The following is an 18,887-nucleotide window of genomic DNA, read 5'->3' on the forward strand; positions in this document are numbered from 1 at the left end:
TCACGGCTTGTCGAACAACTCCAAGGCGGCCGTCGTCAGCGTGGTGACGCCCGTGCGGAGCGTGCGCTCCCGGTCCGGCGCGAAGAGCGGCGAGTGCATGGACGGCAGCTCCTCTCCCGAGGCCTTCGCCTTGGCATGCCGCTGGGGCTCGCTGGAGCCAAGCCAGAGCAGCACCGCGGGGATGCCCGCTCGCCCGTATTCGGCGAAGTCCTCGCCGCCCATGACGGGTTCCGTCTCCTGGAGGTTCTTTTCACCCAGGACGCGGGACACGGCGCCGACCAGTCGCTGGGTGAGGGCTGGGTCGTTGTAGACCGACGGCGTGCCCTCGGTGACGGTGATGTCGGGCGGGCGGGGGGCACCCGACGCCATGGCTTCGGCTTTGACGATGCGCTCGAGGCCGTCCAGCAACGCCTTGCGGACCTCCGGCTTGTACCAGCGCAAGGTGAGCTGGAGCTTCACGTCGTCGGGGATGATGTTGTTCTTGGTTCCACCGTGGATGGAGCCGACCGACAGCACCGCGGGCTCCAAGGGGTGGCGCTCCCGGCTGATGAGCGTCTGGAGGGAGAGGACGACGCGCGCCGCCATCACCACCGGGTCCACGGTTGAATGGGGATACGCGCCGTGTCCGCCCTTGCCGTGGAGCGTGATTTCGATGGAGTCCGCGCCCGCCAACGCGTAGCCCGTGCGGTACTCCACCGTGCCCGCCGGGGCGGTGTTGACGTGGAGCGCCAGCGCATGGGTCGGCTTGGGGAAGCGCTTGAAGAGGCCGTCCTGGAGCATCTGCCGGGCGCCCGCCGCCAACTCCTCCGCGGGCTGGCCCACCAGCAAGAGCGTGCCCTTCCACCGGCTCTTCGCGCGGGCCAGCAGCGTGGCCGTGCCCATCCACGCCGTCATGTGGACGTCGTGTCCGCACGCGTGCATGACCGACGTCGTCGCGCCCGCCGCGTCCTTCACCGTGGCCTTGCTCGCGTAGGGCAGGCCCGTCTTCTCCAGCACGGGCAGCCCGTCCATGTCCGTGCGCAACATCACCGTCGGGCCGGGGCCGTTTCGCAGCACGGCCACCACGCCATGGCCGCCCACCTTCGTCGTCACTTCGAAGCCGAGCTTGCGCAGCCGGTCCGCCAGCTTCGCTGACGTCTTCGCCTCCTGATTGGACAGCTCGGGCGTCTGGTGCAGATCGCGATACAGCGCGTCCAGGTCGGGGTAGAGCGCGTCGAGCCCGCCGAGCACGGGCGCCGTCTCCGCCGCGAGCGCGAGGCCCGCGGGGGTGGCCAGCGAGAGAAGGAGCAGGGGAAGCAGGTGGGGGTTCTTCACAGAGCGTGTTCCTGTTCTGCGGGGAGCGCCGCCACTACACCACACCCGGGGTGGCAGGAGTTGTCACGCGTGGGCTCGGCGGGCCGCCGCGCCAGGGGCAGGCGCACCTCGGGAGATTGACGGCTTATCATCGGAGGGCGTCTGCTTCGGGGATGTCCGAGTCTGATACGTCCGCGTCATCCGCCGCGCCCGTGACGCGGCCGGTGGAGGCCTCCGAGCGAGTCGTCTTGCTGGATGTCCTCCGGGGTTTTGCGCTGTGGGGAGTCTTCGTCTCCAACAGCCTTGTCTGGTTGAGCGGCCGGGTCCTCCTGCCCAAGGAGAAGGCGAAGGCGCTGGCCGAGCCGCTGCTGGAGCAGATCATCTCCGGCCTCTACGTGACGCTGGTGACGCAGAAGTTCATCTCCATCTTCGCCTTCCTCTTCGGCCTGGGCTTCTCCATCCAGCTTGGTCGGGCGGAGGCGCGGGGCACCTCCGCGGTGCCGCTCTACCGCCGGCGGTTGGGCGTGCTCCTCTGCATTGGATTCGCGCACGCCCTGCTGGTGTGGACCGGTGACATCCTCCACGTCTACGCGCTGGTGGGCCTGGTGTTGATGGCCTTCCGGGCCCGCTCCAATCGCACGGTGTTGTTCTGGGCCCTGGGGCTCGTCACCGTGATGCCGTTCGTGGTCCCCGCGGCCATCCGGTACATCCCCATCCTGATGCACGGCGCGGAGGCCGCCGCGGCGGCGGTGGAGGCCCGGCAGGCCAACATCCAGGCCCTCTTCGCGGACTCCCTGGCCGCGCTGTCGAGCGAGTCCTTCTGGACGGCGCAGATGGGCAACGCGCGCCTCTACCTGTCGTTCTTCTGGACCGAGCCCCGACAGGTGCTCTGGATGAGCCTCATCCTGGGGCGCTTCCTGTTCGGCTTGCTCGCCGGACGCCTGTTGCTGCTCCAGGACGTGGAGACGCACCGTCCGCTGCTGCGCCGGATTCTGGGGTGGGGCCTGCTCCTGGGGTTGGTCATCAACGGCGGCGGCTACGCGCTCATGCGTCTGAACGCCGAGGGCACGCTGTGGGACCCGAAGGGGCCCTGGACGCTGGTGCTCACCGCCATCCAGGAGCCGGGCTACATCGCCACGGCGGCGGCCTATGTCGCGGGCTTCGCGCTGCTGTTCCAGCGGGAGCGCTGGCGCCGCTGGATGAGCGTCTTGTCCCCGGTGGGGCGCATGGCCCTGACGAACTACCTGATGCAGTCCGTGGTGAGCATCTGGATCTACAACGGCTGGGGGCTGGGGCTCATCGGCAAGCTGCCGATGTCGCGCGCGCTCGCCATCTGCTGCGCCATCTTCGCCGTGCAGGTGGTGTTCAGCCACCTGTGGCTGGCGCGCTTCCGCTTCGGTCCCGTCGAATGGATGTGGCGCTCGCTCACCTACGGCCGGGCCCAGCCCCTGCGACGCGCGCCGGGGGAGGGGAGCGCCCCGAGCGTCGCGGCCTCCTGACGCGGGGCGCGGCGGGGCCCCTCAGAGCGATTCGAGGAACGTGAGCAGCGCCTGCCGGTCCGTCAGCGGCAGGCGCGTGTAGCGCTCCTGCGCGAGGGCGGCCTCGCCGCCGTGCCACAACACGGCCTCTTCCAGGTTGCGGGCGCGCCCGTCGTGCAGGAAGCGCGTGTGGCCATTCACGGCCTTCACCAGGCCAATGCCCCACAGCGGAGGCGTGCGCCATTCGGTGCCGCTGGCGAGCCCATCCGGCCGTCCGTCCGCGAGCCCGTCCCCCATGTCGTGCAGCAGCAGGTCCGAGTACGGGTAGATTTTCTGCCGCGACACCTCCGGGAAGCCGGGCACCTCTTCCGTCTCGAAGGGCGTGGCCAGGTGGCAGCTCGCGCAGCCGATGGCCTCGAACACCGCCTTGCCGCGCAGCGTGGTGGGCGCGTCCCAGTCCCGCCGCTTCGGCGCGGCCACCAGCCGGGTGTAGAAGACGAGCTTCTCCAGGTCCTCGGGCGTCACCTCGGGGACGGCGTCGCCGCTGGGGGCCTCCTGGCCCTGCCCGAGCGGGAACACCGTCGTCGTCAGTCCCATGTCCGCCGACAGGGCCTGCGCCACTTGCTGACGGAGCGTGGGCTGGTTGGCCTTCCATCCGAAGCGGCCCAGGCGCGTCTGGCCGTCCTCCACCGTCATCACCCGGTTCGCGCGGCCAGAGATGCCGTCCTGGTTCCGGTCCTCCGGGTCCTCGTTCGCCAGGAGCGCCGCTTCGGGAATCGCCTCCAGCAGCCCCAGCCCGAAGTTCACCGGCGCGACGCGCGGCGAGAAGCGGACGCCGTCCTCGAGCGGGCCCTTGGACAGGGCCGCGAAGGTGTAGCGGGGACGGAGCAGCGCGTAGGCCTCTCCCGAGGAGAACCTCCCCGTCACTTCGTCATAGCGGACCTCGACGGTGCCCTCCGCGCTCTTGCCATCCAGGTGCCGCACGTCGAGCTGGGCGCCGTAGCGGGGATGGACGCCGTGGCCCTCCGGGCCGCTGAGCTGGAACGCGAGCGAGACTGGCGTTTCCTTCGGGGACGCCGGGGGCTGCCCACGCCCGTCCTTCACGTGGCACGTCATGCAGGAGGGCGCGATGAACAGCGGCCCCACATGGACGGGGCCGTCCACGTCCGTCCAATCACGGTCGAAGATGCGCTTGCCCGCGTGGAATTCCGGCCAGCGCTCGCGCGCCATGTTCATGGGCGAGCGGCCAAAGGCATTCCGCCCCGGGTCGGGAACGGAGGTCGCTCCGCCGGACAGCTCTTCCCCGGGCTCCAATCTGGCCGCGAGCGCCCCCAGCTCGAGCGGCGGTGGCAGCCGGTTCGTGTTCGCCCACACGGCGATGAGCACGACGGCGCCGACAGAGATGCCCAGGAGGAACAGCCGCCCTTTCATCGAAGAGACTCCAGAAGACCCGGGGTGGAACGGACCGCGCTACAACCCCAGGCAGGATGGCTTCCCTGCCCGGGGCGTCGCCCATGCGAGGCACGGGCGGTGGAGACTACTTCTTCCCGGCGACAATCTTCTCGTCGAGGATGGTGAACTCCTTCGCGGAGGCGTTCACGTCAATCCCCGTGAAGAGGTTGTACGGGTAGTGGCCGCTCTCGATCTCCTCGATGAACTCCACCTCGTCGCCGCTGATGGTGGTGCCGTCCGGGAGCTGAAAGGTGAAGTCGCGGTCATCCGCGCGCAGACGCCAGCCGCAGGCACCCACGTTGGACGGCTCCGCCATCTGCGCCACGCCGTTCTTCCAGATGATGATGTCGATCTGGAAGAAGTCCGCGTGCGCGACGAGGTAACGGATGAAGTCCCACCAGTTCCAGAAGATGAGCCGCTGCGCGGCCGGGTTGGTCGTCGTGCCCTGGAGCTGGCCGTCGCGGTAGACGTTCATCCGGTAGCTGGAGCCGCCCGGCGCGCCCGTGAAGTTCGGCGTCACCTGCACGCTGCCGGGCTCGCGGCCCGCGGAGACGTTCAGCGTGCTGACCACCTGGTCGCCGGAGCGCGCGGACAGGTTCAGGCTGCCGTTGTTACCGCCGAAGTTGATGCCCGTCGTCTGGGTCCAGGACGAGGCGCGCGTGAAGCGGCTGGCCACGCCGTCCGCCTTCGTGTCGCCGAGCCCGGTGACCTGGATGCCCTTGTCCGTGGCGCGCAGCTTGGCGTTGCCCGTCGGGCAGTTCGTGATGCCATCGAAGCGCTGGACGCAGTCGCTCTTCGCGTCCGCTTCCTGAGCCGCCAGGGGCTCGGAGTCCAACGTCTCATCACCCTGACAACCAGCCGCGACGCTCAGCAGCGCGGCCGCGAGCAGGCGACCCGTGAAATTCATCTGCATGAAGTCCTACCTTGGTGTGGTGCGAATGAAGTGTTGCACCTCCGCTCCATTGCACTGTTCACGCCACAACAAGGGTCCGCTTCACCCCTCGGGAAACAGGGGGGATGCACGCGCCGGTGTAGCGCGCCCCGTCACAAAAGGGCGCTGGCTGTGCCATTTGAGGTTACTCGCGCCGCGAGGCCTCCGCCTGGGCGAGCCGGGCGCGCGCTTGCGCCGTCAGCTCGAACGAGCGCAGGCGCGCGGCGGGGTCGTAGACCATGCCCGTCACCATCAGCTCGTCGACGCCGGTGAGGCGGATGAAGGCGTCCAGTCCCTGCTCGACGGTGTCAGGGGCACCGACGATGGAATACGTGAGCGCATGGTCGGCGCTCGCGCGCTCCACGGGGGAGGCCACCGTGTCGATGTCATCCACGGGGGGCGGCAGTTGTCCGGGCGTCCCGCGGCGCAGCCGGAAGAACTGCTGCTGCACGGAGCTGAAGAGGCGGCGCGCCTCCGCGTCCGTGTCCGCGGCGAAGACATTCACACACGCCATGGCGTAGGGCCGGGCCAGCGCGTCCGACGGCTTGAAGCGCTCCCGGTAGATGGCCAGGGCCTGCAGCAGGGCATCCGGCGCGAAGTGGGAGGCGAAGGCGAAGGGCATGCCCAGCACGGCCGCGAGCTGCGCGCTGAACAGGCTGGAGCCGAGCAGCCAGATGGGCACCCTCAAGCCGGCCCCGGGCACCGCCTGGATGAGCTGACCGGACTCGGTGGGCTCGAAGTAGGACTTCAGCTCCACCACGTCCTGGGGAAAGCTGTCCGCGCTCGCCGCCATGTCGCGCCGCAGGGCGCGCGCCGTCAGCATGTCCGTGCCCGGCGCCCGGCCGAGCCCCAGGTCGATGCGCCCCGGGTAGAGCGTCTCCAGCGTCCCGAACTGCTCGGCGATGACGAGCGGCGCGTGGTTGGGCAGCATGATGCCGCCCGAGCCCACGCGGATGTGCTTCGTGCCTCCGGCGACGTAGCCGATGACCACGGACGTGGCCGCGCTGGCGATGCCCGTCATGTTGTGGTGCTCGGCCAGCCAGAAGCGCTGGTAGCCCCATTCCTCCGCGTGCCGCGCCAGGTCGAGCGTGTTCCGGAGCGCGTCGGACGCGGTGGAGCCCTGGGTGACGGGCGAGAGGTCGAGGACGGAGAAAGGAATCATGGGGCCCCTACTAACGCCGTCCCTGGGGCCTCCGCTTGCCGATGAACAGGGTGTGCCGCGTGCCCTTGGTGCCGTGGGCCGCCGGGTGCAGCGTCTGGACGGTGAACCCCGCCTGCTCCATGCGGCGCTCGAAGGCGGGGGAGGGCCCGGCGCTCCACACGCCCAGTGAGCCCCCGGGCCGCAACGCCTGGACGGCGTGTGCCAGTCCCACGCGCCCGTAGAGGCCGTGGTTGTCGGGGTGGGTGAGGGCGGTGGGCCCGTTGTCCACGTCCAGCAGGATGGCGTCGTAGGCCCCAGCCGTCCGGGCCATGTGCTTGCCCACGTCGCCCTCCACCACGGCGACGCGAGGGTCCTCCAGCGGCGCGCCGGCCAGGGCCGCCAGGTGGCTCCGGTTCCACGTCACCACCACGGGGAGCAGCTCCGCCACGGTGACGCGGGCGTCGGGGCCCAGCGTGTCCAGCACGGCCCGCGTCGTGTAGCCGAAGCCCAGCCCGCCCACGAGCACCCGGGCGTTGCTTCGTTCCGCCAGGCCCTCGCAGCCCGCCTTCGCCAGGGCCTCCTCGGAGCCGTGCTGCCGGCTGGACATGAGCGTCTGGCCTCGCACACGGAAGACGTATTCGTCCCCGCGCCGGACCAGGGTGATTTCCCCCACGCCGGGGGCCTCCGCGCGATCGACCGTCTCCCAGGGCTTCATGGCCGGGGCTCTTCTCGCGGGAAGCGGCCCGGCGTCAAGCCACGACGCCGGGCCAGGGGACCTCCGTGAGCGCCCGGACTCAGGCCGAACGCTTCACGTTCTTCGTGGTGTCCACCAGCACCTTGGCGAAGGCGAGCCCGTCGGGGCCCGCATCCGCCTGGATGTGGTCACCGGGGACGAACTCACCGCCCAGCACCTTGAGGGCCAGCGGGTCCAACAGGTTCTTCTGCACCGCGCGCTTCAGGGGCCGCGCGCCGTACGTCGGGTCGTAGCCGCGCTCCGCGAGCAGCTCGCGCGCCTTCTCCGTCAGCTCCAGCGTCAGCCGCTTGTCGGCCAGCAGCTTGGACAGGCGCGCCAACTGCAGGTCCACGATGCGGTAGATGTCCTTCTTCCGCAGCGGCTCGAAGATGACGACCTCGTCCACGCGGTTGAGGAACTCCGGACGGAAGTGGCTTCGCAGCGCGTCCATCACCTCTTCACGCGTGCGCTCGTCCAGCTCCTCCTTGCCCGCCATGCCGGCCTGGATGTCCTGCGAGCCCAGGTTGGACGTGAGGATGAGCACCGTGTTCTTGAAGTCCACCGTGCGGCCCTGGCTGTCGGTGAGCCGGCCCTCGTCGAGAATCTGGAGCAGCACGTTGAAGACGTCGTGGTGCGCCTTCTCGATTTCGTCGAAGAGGACCACCGTGTACGGCCGCCGGCGCACGGCCTCCGTGAGCTGGCCGCCTTCCTCGTAGCCAACGTACCCCGGAGGCGCGCCCACCAGCCGGGCCACGGAGTGCTTCTCCATGTACTCGGACATGTCGATGCGGACCATGGCGGAGTCATCATCGAAGAGGAACTCCGCCAGCGCCTTGGCCGTCTCCGTCTTGCCCACGCCCGTGGGGCCCAGGAAGATGAACGAGCCAATGGGGCGGTTGGGGTCCTGCAGCCCGCTGCGCGCGCGGCGCACGGCGTTGGACACCGCCTCGATGGCGCTGCGCTGGCCAATCACGCGCTTGGCCAGCCGGTCCTCCATGTGGACCAGCTTCTGGACCTCGCCCTCCATCAACCGCGAGACGGGGATGCCCGTCCACTTGGCCACCACCTCGGCGATGTCCTCCGCGTCGACCTCTTCCTTGAGGAACTTCTGGTTCTTCTGCAGCTCGGCCAGCTTCTCGTTCTGCGCCTTCAGCTCCTTGTCGAGCGAGGGGATGACGCCGAACTTCAGCTCTGCCGCGCGGTTCAGGTCGCCCTGACGCTCGGCCGCGGCCTGGTCGTTCTTCGCCTTCTCCTGCTTCTCCTTCAGCGCGCGGATGGCGCCAATGGCGGACTTCTCCGCGTCCCAGTGCACCTTGAGCGCGTTGAACTTCTCGCTGAGGTTGGCCAGCTCCTTCTCAATCTGACCCAGGCGCTCCTGCGAGTGCAGGTCCGTCTCCTTGCGCAGGCCCTCCCGCTCAATCTGGAGCTGCGTCATCTTCCGGCGCACGTCGTCCAGCTCCGTGGGCATGGAGTCGATTTCGATGCGCAGGCGGCTGGAGGCCTCGTCGACCAGGTCGATGGCCTTGTCCGGCAGGAACCGGTCCGCGATGTAGCGGTGGCTGAGCGTGGCGGCGGCCACTAGGGCGTTGTCCTGGATGCGCACGCCGTGGTGCACCTCGTAGCGCTCCTTCAGGCCGCGCAGGATGCTGATGGTGTCGTGCACGCTGGGCTCGCCCACCATCACGGGCTGGAAGCGGCGCTCCAGCGCGGCGTCCTTTTCGATGTGCTTGCGGTACTCGTCCAGCGTGGTGGCGCCAATGCAGTGCAGCTCGCCGCGCGCCAGCGCCGGCTTGAGCATGTTGCCCGCGTCCATGGCCCCTTCGGCCTTGCCCGCGCCCACCAGCGTGTGGAGCTCGTCGATGAAGAGGATGACCTCGCCCGCCGCGTCGGCGATCTCCTTGAGGACGGCCTTGAGGCGCTCCTCGAACTCGCCGCGGTACTTGGCGCCGGCCACCATGGCGCCCAGGTCCAGGGACACCAGGCGCTTGTTCTTCAGGCCCTCGGGCACGTCACCGTCGACGATGCGCCGCGCGAGACCCTCCGCGATGGCCGTCTTGCCCACGCCGGGCTCACCGATGAGCACCGGGTTGTTCTTCGTGCGCCGGCTCAGCACCTGGATGCACCGGCGAATCTCCTCGTCGCGCCCGATGACGGGGTCGAGCTTGCCGGAGCGCGCCGCGTCCGTGAGGTCGCGGCCGTACTTCTCCAGCGCCTGGTAGGTGGACTCCGCGTCCTGGCTCGTCACGCGCCCGGAGCCTCGGACCTCCTTCAGTCCGGACAGCACGCGCTCGCGCGTGACGCCCGAGGACTTCATCACCTCGCCCACCGCGCCCTTGTCATGGGTGAGCGCGAGCAGCAGGTGCTCGGAGGAGATGAACTCGTCCTTGAGGGACTTGGCCTCGTCCTCGGCCTTGTCGAACGTCTTCAGCAGCCGCTGGCCGAGCATCGCGCTCTCGCCGCCCTGCATCCGGGGAAGCTTCTGGAGCGCTTCGCCCAGCCTCGCGGCGAACAGCTTCACGTCCGCGCCAATCTTGCGGAGCAGGGGCTCGACGATGCCGTCCTTCTGACCAAGCAACGCCGCGGCCAGGTGCTCGGGCTCGTACTGCGGATTATCCGCCCGACGGGCCAGAGTCTGACCCTCTTGGATCGCCTCCTGCGCCTTCACTGTGTACTTGTCGAGTCGCATGCCTCCAACGTAAGAGTCGAAGACCCCTTGGCAAGCAGCGCGCGTGGCGCATCGGTTTCGCTCGCCCTGAAAATGTTTGGACTCCTGGTAACCGCCCGCTTTCCTCGGTGCCGGAGTTGCCATGGGGTATGATGCCGGGTATAGGCGGCGCCCAATCCCCTGGGGGGCTGACACTGAAAGCACACGGCGGATATCTCGTACGACTCGAAAGCTTCGGCGGCCTGGAGCTGCTCCGGCTGGCGCGTGAAGCGCTGTCGCTGGACAGGGCGATGGGCGCGACGGGGCTGATGGTCTCCGTCAACCGGCGCCGCAAGGTGGTCCGGCTCGCCTTCGTGGGGCCCTTCACCGAAGGACGGCAGGGCGCGCACTGGTATGCGGCCCACCATGCGCTCGCCCGGCTGCTGTCCCGCGCCGCGAACGTCACCGTCCAGGCCTACGTCTATGATCCAGACGAGGGCGAGGAAGTCCTCGCCTACGGCAACGGCCGGCGGGTGGGTGGCGACCGGGTCGTCTACGAGGACGTCGAGCTCCCTGTCCCCCTGGACGAGATGGACGACGCGGCCTTCAAGTACATGCAGGAGCGGTGGCCCATGGGCCACCTGGCCTACGTGTTCGGCCTGACGCGCAAGGAGCTGCTGCGGCTGCACCGCGTGTCCCCGAGCCACGAGCTGGCGCTCGAGGGGCACGACGCGGAGGGCGAGGCCTTCCTGGAGGCCCTGCTGCCGACGGGGCAGGTGGCGCTCCCGGAGTCCGACGTCCTCTGAACGAGGGGACGGCTATTCCTCCTGCGGGCCATCCTGCACGGCGACCGCGAGGCGGACGCCCTCGCTGCGGAAGTACTGCCCCAGGATGGCGAAGGTTCCCGCCACCAGCAGCGTGAAAAGCATGGCGCCCCCCGCGATGACGCCCGGGAGGGTCTGTCCCATCTCCGCGGTGTTGGCGTCGGGCGGCAGGTTGGGGACCAAGTCCAGGGAGGCCGCCAGGGTGCTTCCCACCTGGCGGGCCACCGCGGCGAGCTGCGCTCCATCAATGGTCCGGAGCACCGCCGTCAGGATGGCGGCGCGGCCGAGCACCCGGCGCATCCCATCCCGCCGCAGGCCGTACGGCCGCAGCAGCCGCCCCGACGCCACGAAGACGAACGAGCACGTCACGGTCAGCATCGCCATCAGCACGACGCGGGGCTCGTGCATGGGCTCCAGGGCGGCGAAGTACGTCTCCATCACCCGCCGGTACAGCTCCAGCGTTGGCCCGGTCAGGGTCGACTCCCCCTGTTCGAGGAGGCGCGAGCGCGACTCGAAGAAGCGGGCGAGGCTGAAGGCCTCCTGCAGCGCGCTCCAGCCCGTGAACGCGGAGAACACCATGCCCACCATCGCGGCGAAACGAATGCCGCCCGGCAGGCCTTTCATGCTCGAAGCCGTCAACGCTTGGTCGCCTCCACGTAGCGCAGGCGCAGGTCCGCGAGCAGCCCGTCAAAGAGCTTCTCTTCCTCCTGCGTGAGGTTGCCGCGCGTCTTCGCGCGCAGCATGGACAGGAGATCCAGGTTCTGCCGGGCCAGCGGCAGATCCTTCTCCAACTGGCCCGTTTCCGGATTGGGAGCACCTCCCAGGTGGATGAGCACCGCGGTGCCCAACCCCACGATGAAGGTGCTGAAGGAAATCGACTCTTCGGACGCGGAGCGCGCTTCCCCCCGCATCACGAAGGTCTCGCCGCGCTTCTCGTCCCCGGAGCTCATGCGGAGACCGGACCCTCGTCGTCGCTCTTCGACGCGCTGTCGCTGTCGTCGGCGTCGTCGCTGTCGTCCGCGGCGTCGTCGCTGTCATCCGCGTCGTCATCGCTGTCATCCGCGGCGGCGGCGGCGGCGCTGTCATCGGAGCTCGCGGCGGCAACGGCGGCGGTGGCCGTGGCGGTGTCGTCGTCCCCGTCCTCGTCGTCGGACGCGTCGTCGTCGGAGGCATCGTCGTCGTCGGACGTGTCATCGTCCTCGTCGTCGAAGTCGTCCTCATCGTCGAAGTCATCGACGTCGTCGAGCATGAGGGTCTCAATCGGAACGGACTTCTCCGCCACGTCAGGCAGCCCCTGGAGGTGGCGCTCGTACGCCGCTTCGTCGAGCTGGCCAGAGCGCACGTACCGCTCCGCGGTGCGCTTATCGAGGTACTTCGGGTCCGCCGAATCCGCCATGGTTCAAATCCTCAGAATTGCTTGGAAAACAGCGCGGCACCTTATAGCAGGGTGGCCGTCTGTCAACGCCGCCGTCCCGCCTACCAGAGCCGATGAACGCACCGTCTCACCCGCACCTTCCCCGCGGTCTCTACCTGCTGTGTGACGACACCGTCCTGCCGGAGCTTTCACTGGTGGACAAGGCGGCCCGCCTGGTGGCCGGCGGGGCCCGCGTGGTGCAACTGCGCATGAAGCGCACCCCGGCCCGCGAGGCCCTGGCCGCCGCGCGGCAGGTGGTGGCGCTGTGCCGCCGGGAGGGCGTGCTCTGCCTGGTGAACGACCGGGTGGACCTGGCGCTGCTGGCGGACGCGGACGGCGTGCATGTGGGCGACGAGGACGTGCCGCCCGAAGACGCGCGCGCGTTGCTGGGGCCTGGGCGGTGGGTGGGCGTGACGGTCCGCGACGTGGCGGGCGCGCGGGCGGCGCAGGCGGCGGGCGCGGACTACGTGGGGCTGGGGCCCCTCTTCGCCACGACGACGAAGCAGGTTCCGGCGCCGGTGATGGGGCTGGAGGCCTTCGCGGCCGTCGTCAGGGAAAGCCCGCTGCCGGTGGTGGGGATTGGCGGGGTGGGGCTGGCGAACATCGCGCGGGTGGCGGCGGCGGGAGCGCACTGCGCGGCGGTCGTCTCGGATGCGTTGCTTGCCGCTGATATCACCGAGCGTGTGAGGCTGCTGATGGCCGCGTTTGAACAGGGGCGCTCCGGGGCATAGCCTCGAAGCCAGGAGCTTCCATGAACAACCATCCGCGTCACCACGGGCCGGCGCCGCGCCGCCCCAACATCGGCATCACCCCGGACTGGAGTCCTGCTGGAGAGCAGGCCTTCGCGCGCTACGAACTCAAGGTCCCGTACGCGGACGCGGTGCTGCGCGCGGGCGGGCTGCCCTTCGTGTTGCCGTACTCGGACGACATCGCGTGCGTGGAGTCCTATCTGGACCGCGTCTCCGGGGTGCTCGTCACCGGGGGGGCGTTCGACATTCCGCCTTCCGCCTACGGCGAGGAAGCCCGCGAGGGCCTGGGGGCGCTGAAGGAGGGGCGCACCGCGTTCGAGGCGGCGCTGATGCGCGGCGCGCTCAAGCGCAACATGCCGGTGCTGGGCATCTGCGGCGGGATGCAGTTGCTCAACGTCATCCTGGGCGGCACGTTGTTCCAGGACATCGGCCGCGAGGTGGAAGGCGCCCGCGAGCACGAGCAGAAGCATGACCGCACCCATCCCCAGCACCCGGTGGACGTGAAGAACAGCACGTTGCTGGCGGAGGCGGTGGGGCACGGGCAGTTGATGGTCAACTCCACGCATCACCAGTCGGTGCGCAGCGTGGGCAAGGACGTGGTCATCACGGCGGTGGCTCCGGACGGCGTGGTGGAGGCCATCGAGTCCACGGTGCACGTCTTCGCCTTGGGCGTGCAGTGGCACCCCGAATACATGTCGACGACCATTCCGGTGCACGTGGGACTCTACAAGTCGTTCGTGCAGAAGGCGCGCGAGCACCGCCGGTGAGCCCTCGCGTCCTGCTGTTGGCGGGCCTGGAGCCCACGGGCAGGGCGGGGTTGCTGGCGGACGTGGCCGCGGTGCGCGCGCTGCGAGGGCAGCCGGTGGCGGTGCCCTCCGCGCAGACGGCGCAGGGGACGCGGACCTTCACCTGGACGGCCTCTCCGCCGCGCGTGTTGACGGCGCAGGTGGTGGCCGCGCTGGAGCTGGGGCCGCTGCACGCGGTGAAGTGCGGCATGGTGCCGGCCCGCGCGCAGCTCGCGGCCGCGCAGGCGGCCCTTTCGGGCACCGACCCCTGGTGGGTGGTGGACCCCGTGGTGCGCACGTCGCGGGGCGAGCCCCTGACGCGCCTGTCCGCGCGTGCCTACTTGTCCCTGGCGGGACCTCGCGTGGTGCTCACGCCGAACCTGGATGAGGCCGGGTGGCTGCTGGGGCGGCCGGTCGCGCGCACCGTGGCGGAGGCCGCGGAAGCCGCCGAGTCGCTGGCACGCCATGGCTTTGGCGCGGTGCTGGTGAAGGGCGGGCACCTGCCGGACACGCAGGGACTGGCGGATGTGCTGGCCACTCCAGGCCGCGTGCGGGTGCTGGAAGGAAAGCGGTTGGCGCGCTCACCCGGGCGGCGTGGAACAGGCTGCCGGTTGGCCTCCGCGCTGGCCACGGAGCTGGGCCGGGGACGCACGATGGAGACGGCGGTGCGCTCCGCCCGGGCGCTGGTGGTCCGTTACCTGCGGACAGGCTCGGAGTAGGGCGAAGCCCGTGCCGCGGGAGGCTCGCGGTGGGTTGGACGCGGCTCGGCGCTCCTGAGGGCCCGCGCTGGGCGCATGGGGTGCGCGCCAGCGTGGACCGAAGCGGCCGTCAGTCCGTGCGTTGGCGGCTCTCGAAGCGCGTGTACTCGGCCAGGAACACCAGGTCGATGGAGCCGATGGGGCCGTTACGCTGCTTGGCGACGATGAGCTCCACGGGAATCACGGTGCTCGACTGTTGCGCCGGCTGCCCGTCGGGGCCCTCTTCAGACGTCTCACGGTGGATGAACATCACCACGTCGGCGTCCTGCTCGATGGAGCCGGACTCACGCAGGTCGGACAGCAGGGGCTTGCCGTCCTTGCGGTCCTCCACCTTTCGGCTGAGCTGACTGAGCGCGATGATGGGCACCTCCAGCTCCTTGGCGAGCTGCTTCAGCGCGCGGGAGATTTCGGCGACCTCCAACTGGCGGCTCTCCACCTTGCCCTTCTGGTGCATGAGCTGGAGGTAGTCGATGACGATGAGCGACAGGCGTGGGTCGCGCTGCTTCACGCGGCGGGCCTTGGCGCGCAGGTCGAACGGGGACAGACCGCCGGAGTCGTCGATGTAGATGGGCGCGTTGTAGAGCGCGCCCGCCATCTCCTGGAACTTCTCCTCGTCGTGCGGCGTCAGGCGGCCGCCGCGCAGCTTCTTCATGTCCACGCGCGCGGTGGAGGCCAGCAGACGCATCAGCAACTGGTCGGCGGGCATTTCGAGGCTGAAGATGCCGACGGCCTTGTTCTCCTTCAGCGCCGCGTGCACCGCGATGTTCATCGCGAAGGACGTCTTCCCGATGCCGGGACGCGCCGCGAGGATGATGAGCTCGCCGGCGTGCAGGCCGGTGAGCTGGTTGTCCAGGTCGATGTAGCCGGTGGACAGGCCCGTGATGCCCGTGGCCGCCGCCTTCATCTTGTCGAGCAGATCGAGCGTGTGCTCCATCAGCTCGCTGACCGGGCGCAGGTCGCCCTCGCGCTTCTTCTCCGCGAGGAGGAACACCTTGCGCTCGGCTTCGTCGAGCAGGACCTCCAGCTCGCCCGTCTCCTGGCTGGCGAGGTCTTGAATCTCCTTGCCCGCCTGGGCCAGGCGGCGGCGGATGGCCTGGTCCTTGACGATCTGCGCGTACTGGACCGCGTTGGACGCGATGGGGACCACCTGGTCCAGCCGCATCAGGTAGGCCGGGCCGCCCACCGACACGAGGTGGCCCAACACCTTCAGCTCCTCGGCCAGCGTCAGGTGGTCCACCTGTCGCGACTGGCCGTCGAGCTTGAGCATCGCCTCGAAAATCTGGGCGTGCGCGGGGCTGGAGAAGTCCTCGGGGTGGACGACCTCGCCCACCGCGGCGATCAGCGTGTTGTCCGCCAGCACGGCGCCCAACACCGCGCGCTCGGCGGCGAGGTCCTCGTGGACCTTCCGACCCTCTCTGAACTCGTGGACATTCTCCATGGCGGCTCGCCCACTCTACAGGCAGGGCTGACACAGCCAAGTTTTGCTACAAAGCTGTAGCACGGACGCCTACCCCTCGAGTCCCCACCGCTGGAGGAACGCTTCACGCCACGTGCGGCTGAGGACGACCGAGCTGCCATCCTTGAGGACGAGGATGCCGTCTCCGTGCGTCCAGGGCTCCAAGCGGGCCACGGCGTCCAGGTTGACGATGTCGCCCCGGTGGACCCGTACGAAGCGCGTGGGGTCCAGCCGCTCCTCCAGGCTTCGGAGCGTCTGACGCACCAGGTGCTCGCCCTGGGCGGTGTGGAGCCGGACGTACTTGTCCTCCGAGGACAGGCGCCAGACGTCCGTCAGGCGCAGCGGCACCCAGGCCTCGCCCGCCTTCACCACCAGTCGCTCCAGCGGGCGGCTCGAGGGCGCCCGGCCCAGGTCGGCCAGGAGGGCCTGGAGGCGCGCTGTCTCCGGCAGGCCACCTTGGAGCACGGTGTAGGCGCGCTCCAGCGCGCGGGCGAAGCGCTCCGCGTCGTAGGGCTTGAGGAGGTAGTCCACGGCTTGCGCTTCGAAGGCGGCGACGGCGAAGGCGTCGTAGGCGGTGGAGAAGATGACGGCGGGGCATTGCTCGGGGCCCAGTGCCTCCAGCACTTCGAAGCCGGTGAGGCCGGGCATCTGCACGTCGAGCACCAGCAGGTCCGGCCGTAGCGCCGCCACGCGGTTCAGCGTCTCCGTCCCGTCCGAAGCCTCGCCCTCCAGCACGAAGCGCGCGTCGTCCGCGAGCAGGCGCTTCACCTTGGCGCGGGCGGGCGCTTCGTCATCCGCCACCAGGACCCGGAAGCGCGTCATGGCGCGGCCTCCCGAGGCAGCAACAGCGCCACGCGCGCACCGCCCTCGGGGCCTTGGCCTCGCTCCAGTCGGGCACGTCCGTCGTGGAGCAGCGCGAGGATTCGCTCCAGGTGCGCCAGCCCCACGCCGGTGCCCGACGCGGGGGAGCGGCTCCCGAAGCCCCGGCCCGTGTCCTCCACTTCCAGCCTCCAGTCGGGCCCGTCCTCGCGGGCGCGGATGCGGACCTCCAGCGGCTCCGTCCGATCCTGGTTGTGCTTCACGGCGTTGTCCACCAGCGCTTGCAGCGCGAAGCATGGCACCTGCACCTGCTCCAGCCCCGGGGCCACCTCCCAGCGCACACAGACGCGTTCACCGAAGCGCGCGGCCAGCAGCGCCACGAAGCGCGCGGCCTGGGTGCGTTCCTCCGCCAGCGTCCAGGTGGCCTCACGCCGCTCCAGGCTGGCGCGCAGCAGTCCGCCCAGGTCGCTGAGCAGCCGGTCCGTGCGCGCGAGGTCCTCGTACATCACCGCGCTCACGGTGTTCAGCGCGTTGAAGAGGAAGTGCGGGTGCAGTTGGCCCGTGAGGGCCTGGAGCTGGGCGGCGCGCAGCTCGCCCTCCAGGGACGCCTCGCGCAGCGCGCGGTCCTGCCGCTCCTTCCACGCCGTGAACAGGCTCACGAAGGTGGCGCCCAGACTGTAGGAGAGGAGGTCCTTCATCGCCTCCATGGGGATGCGAAAGGCCATCGCCCCATAGTCGTACGGGCCCCAGTCGAACAGCGCGTAGAGCCCCTGCCGCGTTACCGCCATCAGCACGATGTGCGCGCTGGTGAAGAGCAGGAAGGCCACCGCGTGGATGCCCAGGAACCGCCCCCAGCCCACGCGAGGGCCCGGCGCGTTGATCACCGCCGTGAAGAGGATGGGCAGCACCAGCCACGCGCCAAGTGCCCCCGTGAGCTCCCAGACGAAGGGGCGCAGCCCCGGCACGGTGCCCCCCTCCGCGAGGATGTTGAGGCACACCGTGAGCCCCAGGAGCAGCCCCAGGGCCACGCAGAAGCCCAGCAACGCCAGCGCGGGACGCGCGTGGATGCGAGGCCACTGCCACGAAGCCACGATGGAAGCCTGGGACGAGGGAGTCGGCATGGATGGACTCACCCAGTATGCACCGGGCTCGCGGCCCGAGCGGGCACCCGCGACGCCGCGCGCGCCGTCATCCCGAAGCACGCTCGCAGCCAGGGCACGCGGGCCACCGCCAGGCACAGCCCCCACGTGAGCAAGAACGACACCGTCAGCACCGCGAGGAAGAGCGTCCACGGGCCCATCGTCCACGTGAGCAGCGCGAAGCCGACGACGACGATGACCGTCTGGTGGAGGATGTAGAACGGATAGGCCAGCTCGCGCGCGTGTCGGAGCCATGGCCGCCGGTCATGGATGCAGGCTCGCGCCCAGGCCAGCGCCGTCAGCATGACGAACCACTGAAGCGCGGTGCGTCCCAGCGTCTCCGGAATGAAGGGGAACTCGTTCGGCGGCACCATGATGGCGAAGACCACCGCGCTCGCCCCCAGCAGCGCCTTGCGCCGCGACATGAGGTGCTCCCAGACGCGCGGACACCGGCCCAGCAGATGGCCGCTCAGGAAGAACAGGCCGTAGTGGATGAACGCCCTCGGGTCGTCGAGGAGCGCATGCGTGTGGGGGAAGTCCCGCAGCAGCACCTCGTTGAGCGCGAGCGGCAGGAACCCCCAGGCCACGTTCCACCCCCGGCACAGCCACGCCTCGGCCTTTGCGAGCCAGGCCTGCCCGGGGCCCGTGCGGAGCAGCGCGAACAGGGGCAGCGCGAGCAGGCAGTAGACGAAGAGGTAGGCGACGAACCAGAGGTGGTGCCAACTGAAGCTGCCGGCGGGGTAGGGCACGAAGCCGAACACGGACGGATAGAAGTCCGCGTAGCTTCCCTCGAACGTCCCGCGCTGGAGCCGCTCCACGTAGATTTGCGGCGGCACCACCACGAACATGCCGAAGACCAGCGGCCCCAGGAGCCGCTTCACGCGGTCCTTCGTGAAGGTGCCCAGCGAGCGCCGCCGCAGGGCGAACGCGGTGCCCAGGCCGGAGATGCACATCAGCAACGGCATGCGCAGGTGGTGCAGCACCTCCATGGGCGGCTCCAGCCAGGGCAGGGCCTGCGGGCTCTTCACGTGCCAGCCCCAGGTGTTGAACATCATCCCCGTGTGGAACAGGTGCAGCAGGAGGATGCACACGACCCGGAGCCAATCCAGGTCGGGGCGGTGGGCATCGGGCGTGTGCGGCGCGGCGGTGGTGGGCATTCGGGCGGCTCCCTCCGCACCGACATAGGCACCCCGCGCGCATCACCCCACGCGTTTGTCGCCAGCCGGACCGGCGGGGGCGCGAGCCGGAGCGGGACAGGGGCCCAAATGGAA

Annotated in this window: 18 protein-coding genes; 5 read left to right on the plus strand and 13 right to left on the minus strand. The window is 69.8% G+C overall.

The window, feature by feature from the left end:
• Entirely contained in the window at positions 1-1,314 is a 1,314-nt protein-coding gene (locus A176_RS08670; RefSeq protein ID WP_002634134.1) for an amidohydrolase, read from the minus strand.
• A 152-nt stretch (positions 1,315-1,466) separates the two neighbouring features.
• Here A176_RS08670 and A176_RS08675 point away from each other — a divergent pair, with 152 nt between their 5' ends.
• Positions 1,467-2,792: a DUF418 domain-containing protein gene (locus A176_RS08675; RefSeq protein ID WP_002634136.1), complete on the plus strand. Its 1,326-nt coding sequence runs from the start codon at positions 1,467-1,469 to the stop codon at positions 2,790-2,792.
• 21 nt (positions 2,793-2,813) lie between these two features.
• On the opposite strand, the gene A176_RS08680 is transcribed toward A176_RS08675, so the two are convergent.
• From A176_RS08680 to clpB, 5 genes are all read right to left on the minus strand, one after another.
• Positions 2,814-4,202: a di-heme oxidoreductase family protein gene (locus A176_RS08680; protein WP_002634138.1), complete on the minus strand. Its 1,389-nt coding sequence runs from the start codon at positions 4,200-4,202 to the stop codon at positions 2,814-2,816.
• A gap of 106 nt (positions 4,203-4,308) precedes the next feature.
• Positions 4,309-5,136: a hypothetical protein gene (locus tag A176_RS08685; RefSeq protein ID WP_021781475.1), complete on the minus strand. Its 828-nt coding sequence runs from the start codon at positions 5,134-5,136 to the stop codon at positions 4,309-4,311.
• A 163-nt stretch (positions 5,137-5,299) separates the two neighbouring features.
• The gene (locus A176_RS08690) at positions 5,300-6,316 is read right to left on the minus strand and encodes an LLM class flavin-dependent oxidoreductase (RefSeq protein WP_002634140.1); all 1,017 of its coding nucleotides are present in this window, start codon (positions 6,314-6,316) and stop codon (positions 5,300-5,302) included.
• 10 nt (positions 6,317-6,326) lie between these two features.
• The gene (locus A176_RS08695; protein ID WP_002634141.1) at positions 6,327-7,010 is read right to left on the minus strand and encodes a spermidine synthase; all 684 of its coding nucleotides are present in this window, start codon (positions 7,008-7,010) and stop codon (positions 6,327-6,329) included.
• Positions 7,011-7,089: 79 nt separating this feature from the next.
• Positions 7,090-9,714 (minus strand): ATP-dependent chaperone ClpB, encoded by a 2,625-nt coding sequence (gene clpB, locus A176_RS08700; protein WP_002634142.1) that lies wholly within the window; start codon positions 9,712-9,714, stop codon positions 7,090-7,092.
• A 128-nt stretch (positions 9,715-9,842) separates the two neighbouring features.
• Between clpB and A176_RS08705 the strand changes: the two genes are divergently transcribed.
• Positions 9,843-10,478, plus strand: coding sequence for a hypothetical protein (locus tag A176_RS08705; RefSeq protein WP_021781474.1), 636 nt, complete (start codon positions 9,843-9,845; stop codon positions 10,476-10,478).
• A gap of 12 nt (positions 10,479-10,490) precedes the next feature.
• On the opposite strand, the gene A176_RS08710 is transcribed toward A176_RS08705, so the two are convergent.
• The 3 genes from A176_RS08710 to A176_RS08720 are packed head-to-tail and all read right to left on the minus strand — an operon-like array spanning position 10,491 to position 11,892.
• The gene (locus tag A176_RS08710) at positions 10,491-11,120 is read right to left on the minus strand and encodes a hypothetical protein (RefSeq protein ID WP_044890635.1); all 630 of its coding nucleotides are present in this window, start codon (positions 11,118-11,120) and stop codon (positions 10,491-10,493) included.
• A gap of 11 nt (positions 11,121-11,131) precedes the next feature.
• Positions 11,132-11,446 (minus strand): DUF1844 domain-containing protein, encoded by a 315-nt coding sequence (locus tag A176_RS08715; RefSeq protein ID WP_002634145.1) that lies wholly within the window; start codon positions 11,444-11,446, stop codon positions 11,132-11,134.
• Entirely contained in the window at positions 11,443-11,892 is a 450-nt protein-coding gene (locus A176_RS08720) for a hypothetical protein (RefSeq protein WP_002634146.1), read from the minus strand. The genes A176_RS08715 and A176_RS08720 overlap by 4 nt, the downstream gene beginning before the upstream one ends.
• A gap of 92 nt (positions 11,893-11,984) precedes the next feature.
• Here A176_RS08720 and thiE point away from each other — a divergent pair, with 92 nt between their 5' ends.
• From thiE to thiD, 3 genes are read left to right on the plus strand one after another with little or no spacing between them, the layout of a single operon-like run.
• Positions 11,985-12,641, plus strand: coding sequence for a thiamine phosphate synthase (gene thiE / locus A176_RS08725; RefSeq protein ID WP_002634147.1), 657 nt, complete (start codon positions 11,985-11,987; stop codon positions 12,639-12,641).
• A 20-nt stretch (positions 12,642-12,661) separates the two neighbouring features.
• Positions 12,662-13,426, plus strand: a complete 765-nt coding sequence (locus A176_RS08730) for a gamma-glutamyl-gamma-aminobutyrate hydrolase family protein (protein ID WP_002634148.1) — start codon at positions 12,662-12,664, stop codon at positions 13,424-13,426.
• Positions 13,423-14,163, plus strand: coding sequence for a bifunctional hydroxymethylpyrimidine kinase/phosphomethylpyrimidine kinase (gene thiD, locus A176_RS08735; protein ID WP_002634149.1), 741 nt, complete (start codon positions 13,423-13,425; stop codon positions 14,161-14,163). The genes A176_RS08730 and thiD overlap by 4 nt, the downstream gene beginning before the upstream one ends.
• Positions 14,164-14,272: 109 nt before the next feature.
• Here thiD and dnaB read toward each other — a convergent pair whose 3' ends face one another.
• The 4 genes from dnaB to A176_RS08755 all read right to left on the minus strand — a co-directional run bounded on the left by dnaB (position 14,273) and on the right by A176_RS08755 (position 18,773).
• Positions 14,273-15,640, minus strand: a complete 1,368-nt coding sequence (dnaB, locus tag A176_RS08740) for a replicative DNA helicase (protein WP_002634150.1) — start codon at positions 15,638-15,640, stop codon at positions 14,273-14,275.
• 69 nt (positions 15,641-15,709) lie between these two features.
• Entirely contained in the window at positions 15,710-16,480 is a 771-nt protein-coding gene (locus A176_RS08745) for a LytR/AlgR family response regulator transcription factor (RefSeq protein WP_002634151.1), read from the minus strand.
• Positions 16,477-17,598, minus strand: coding sequence for a sensor histidine kinase (locus tag A176_RS08750; RefSeq protein ID WP_002634152.1), 1,122 nt, complete (start codon positions 17,596-17,598; stop codon positions 16,477-16,479). The genes A176_RS08745 and A176_RS08750 overlap by 4 nt, the downstream gene beginning before the upstream one ends.
• An 8-nt stretch (positions 17,599-17,606) precedes the next feature.
• Positions 17,607-18,773 carry an acyltransferase family protein gene (locus A176_RS08755; protein ID WP_002634153.1) on the minus strand — a complete coding sequence of 389 codons (1,167 nt, stop codon included), beginning with the start codon at positions 18,771-18,773 and terminating at the stop codon, positions 17,607-17,609.
• Positions 18,774-18,887: the final 114 nt, after the last annotated feature.

The organism is Myxococcus hansupus, assembly GCF_000280925.3.
Taxonomy (GTDB): domain Bacteria; phylum Myxococcota; class Myxococcia; order Myxococcales; family Myxococcaceae; genus Myxococcus; species Myxococcus hansupus.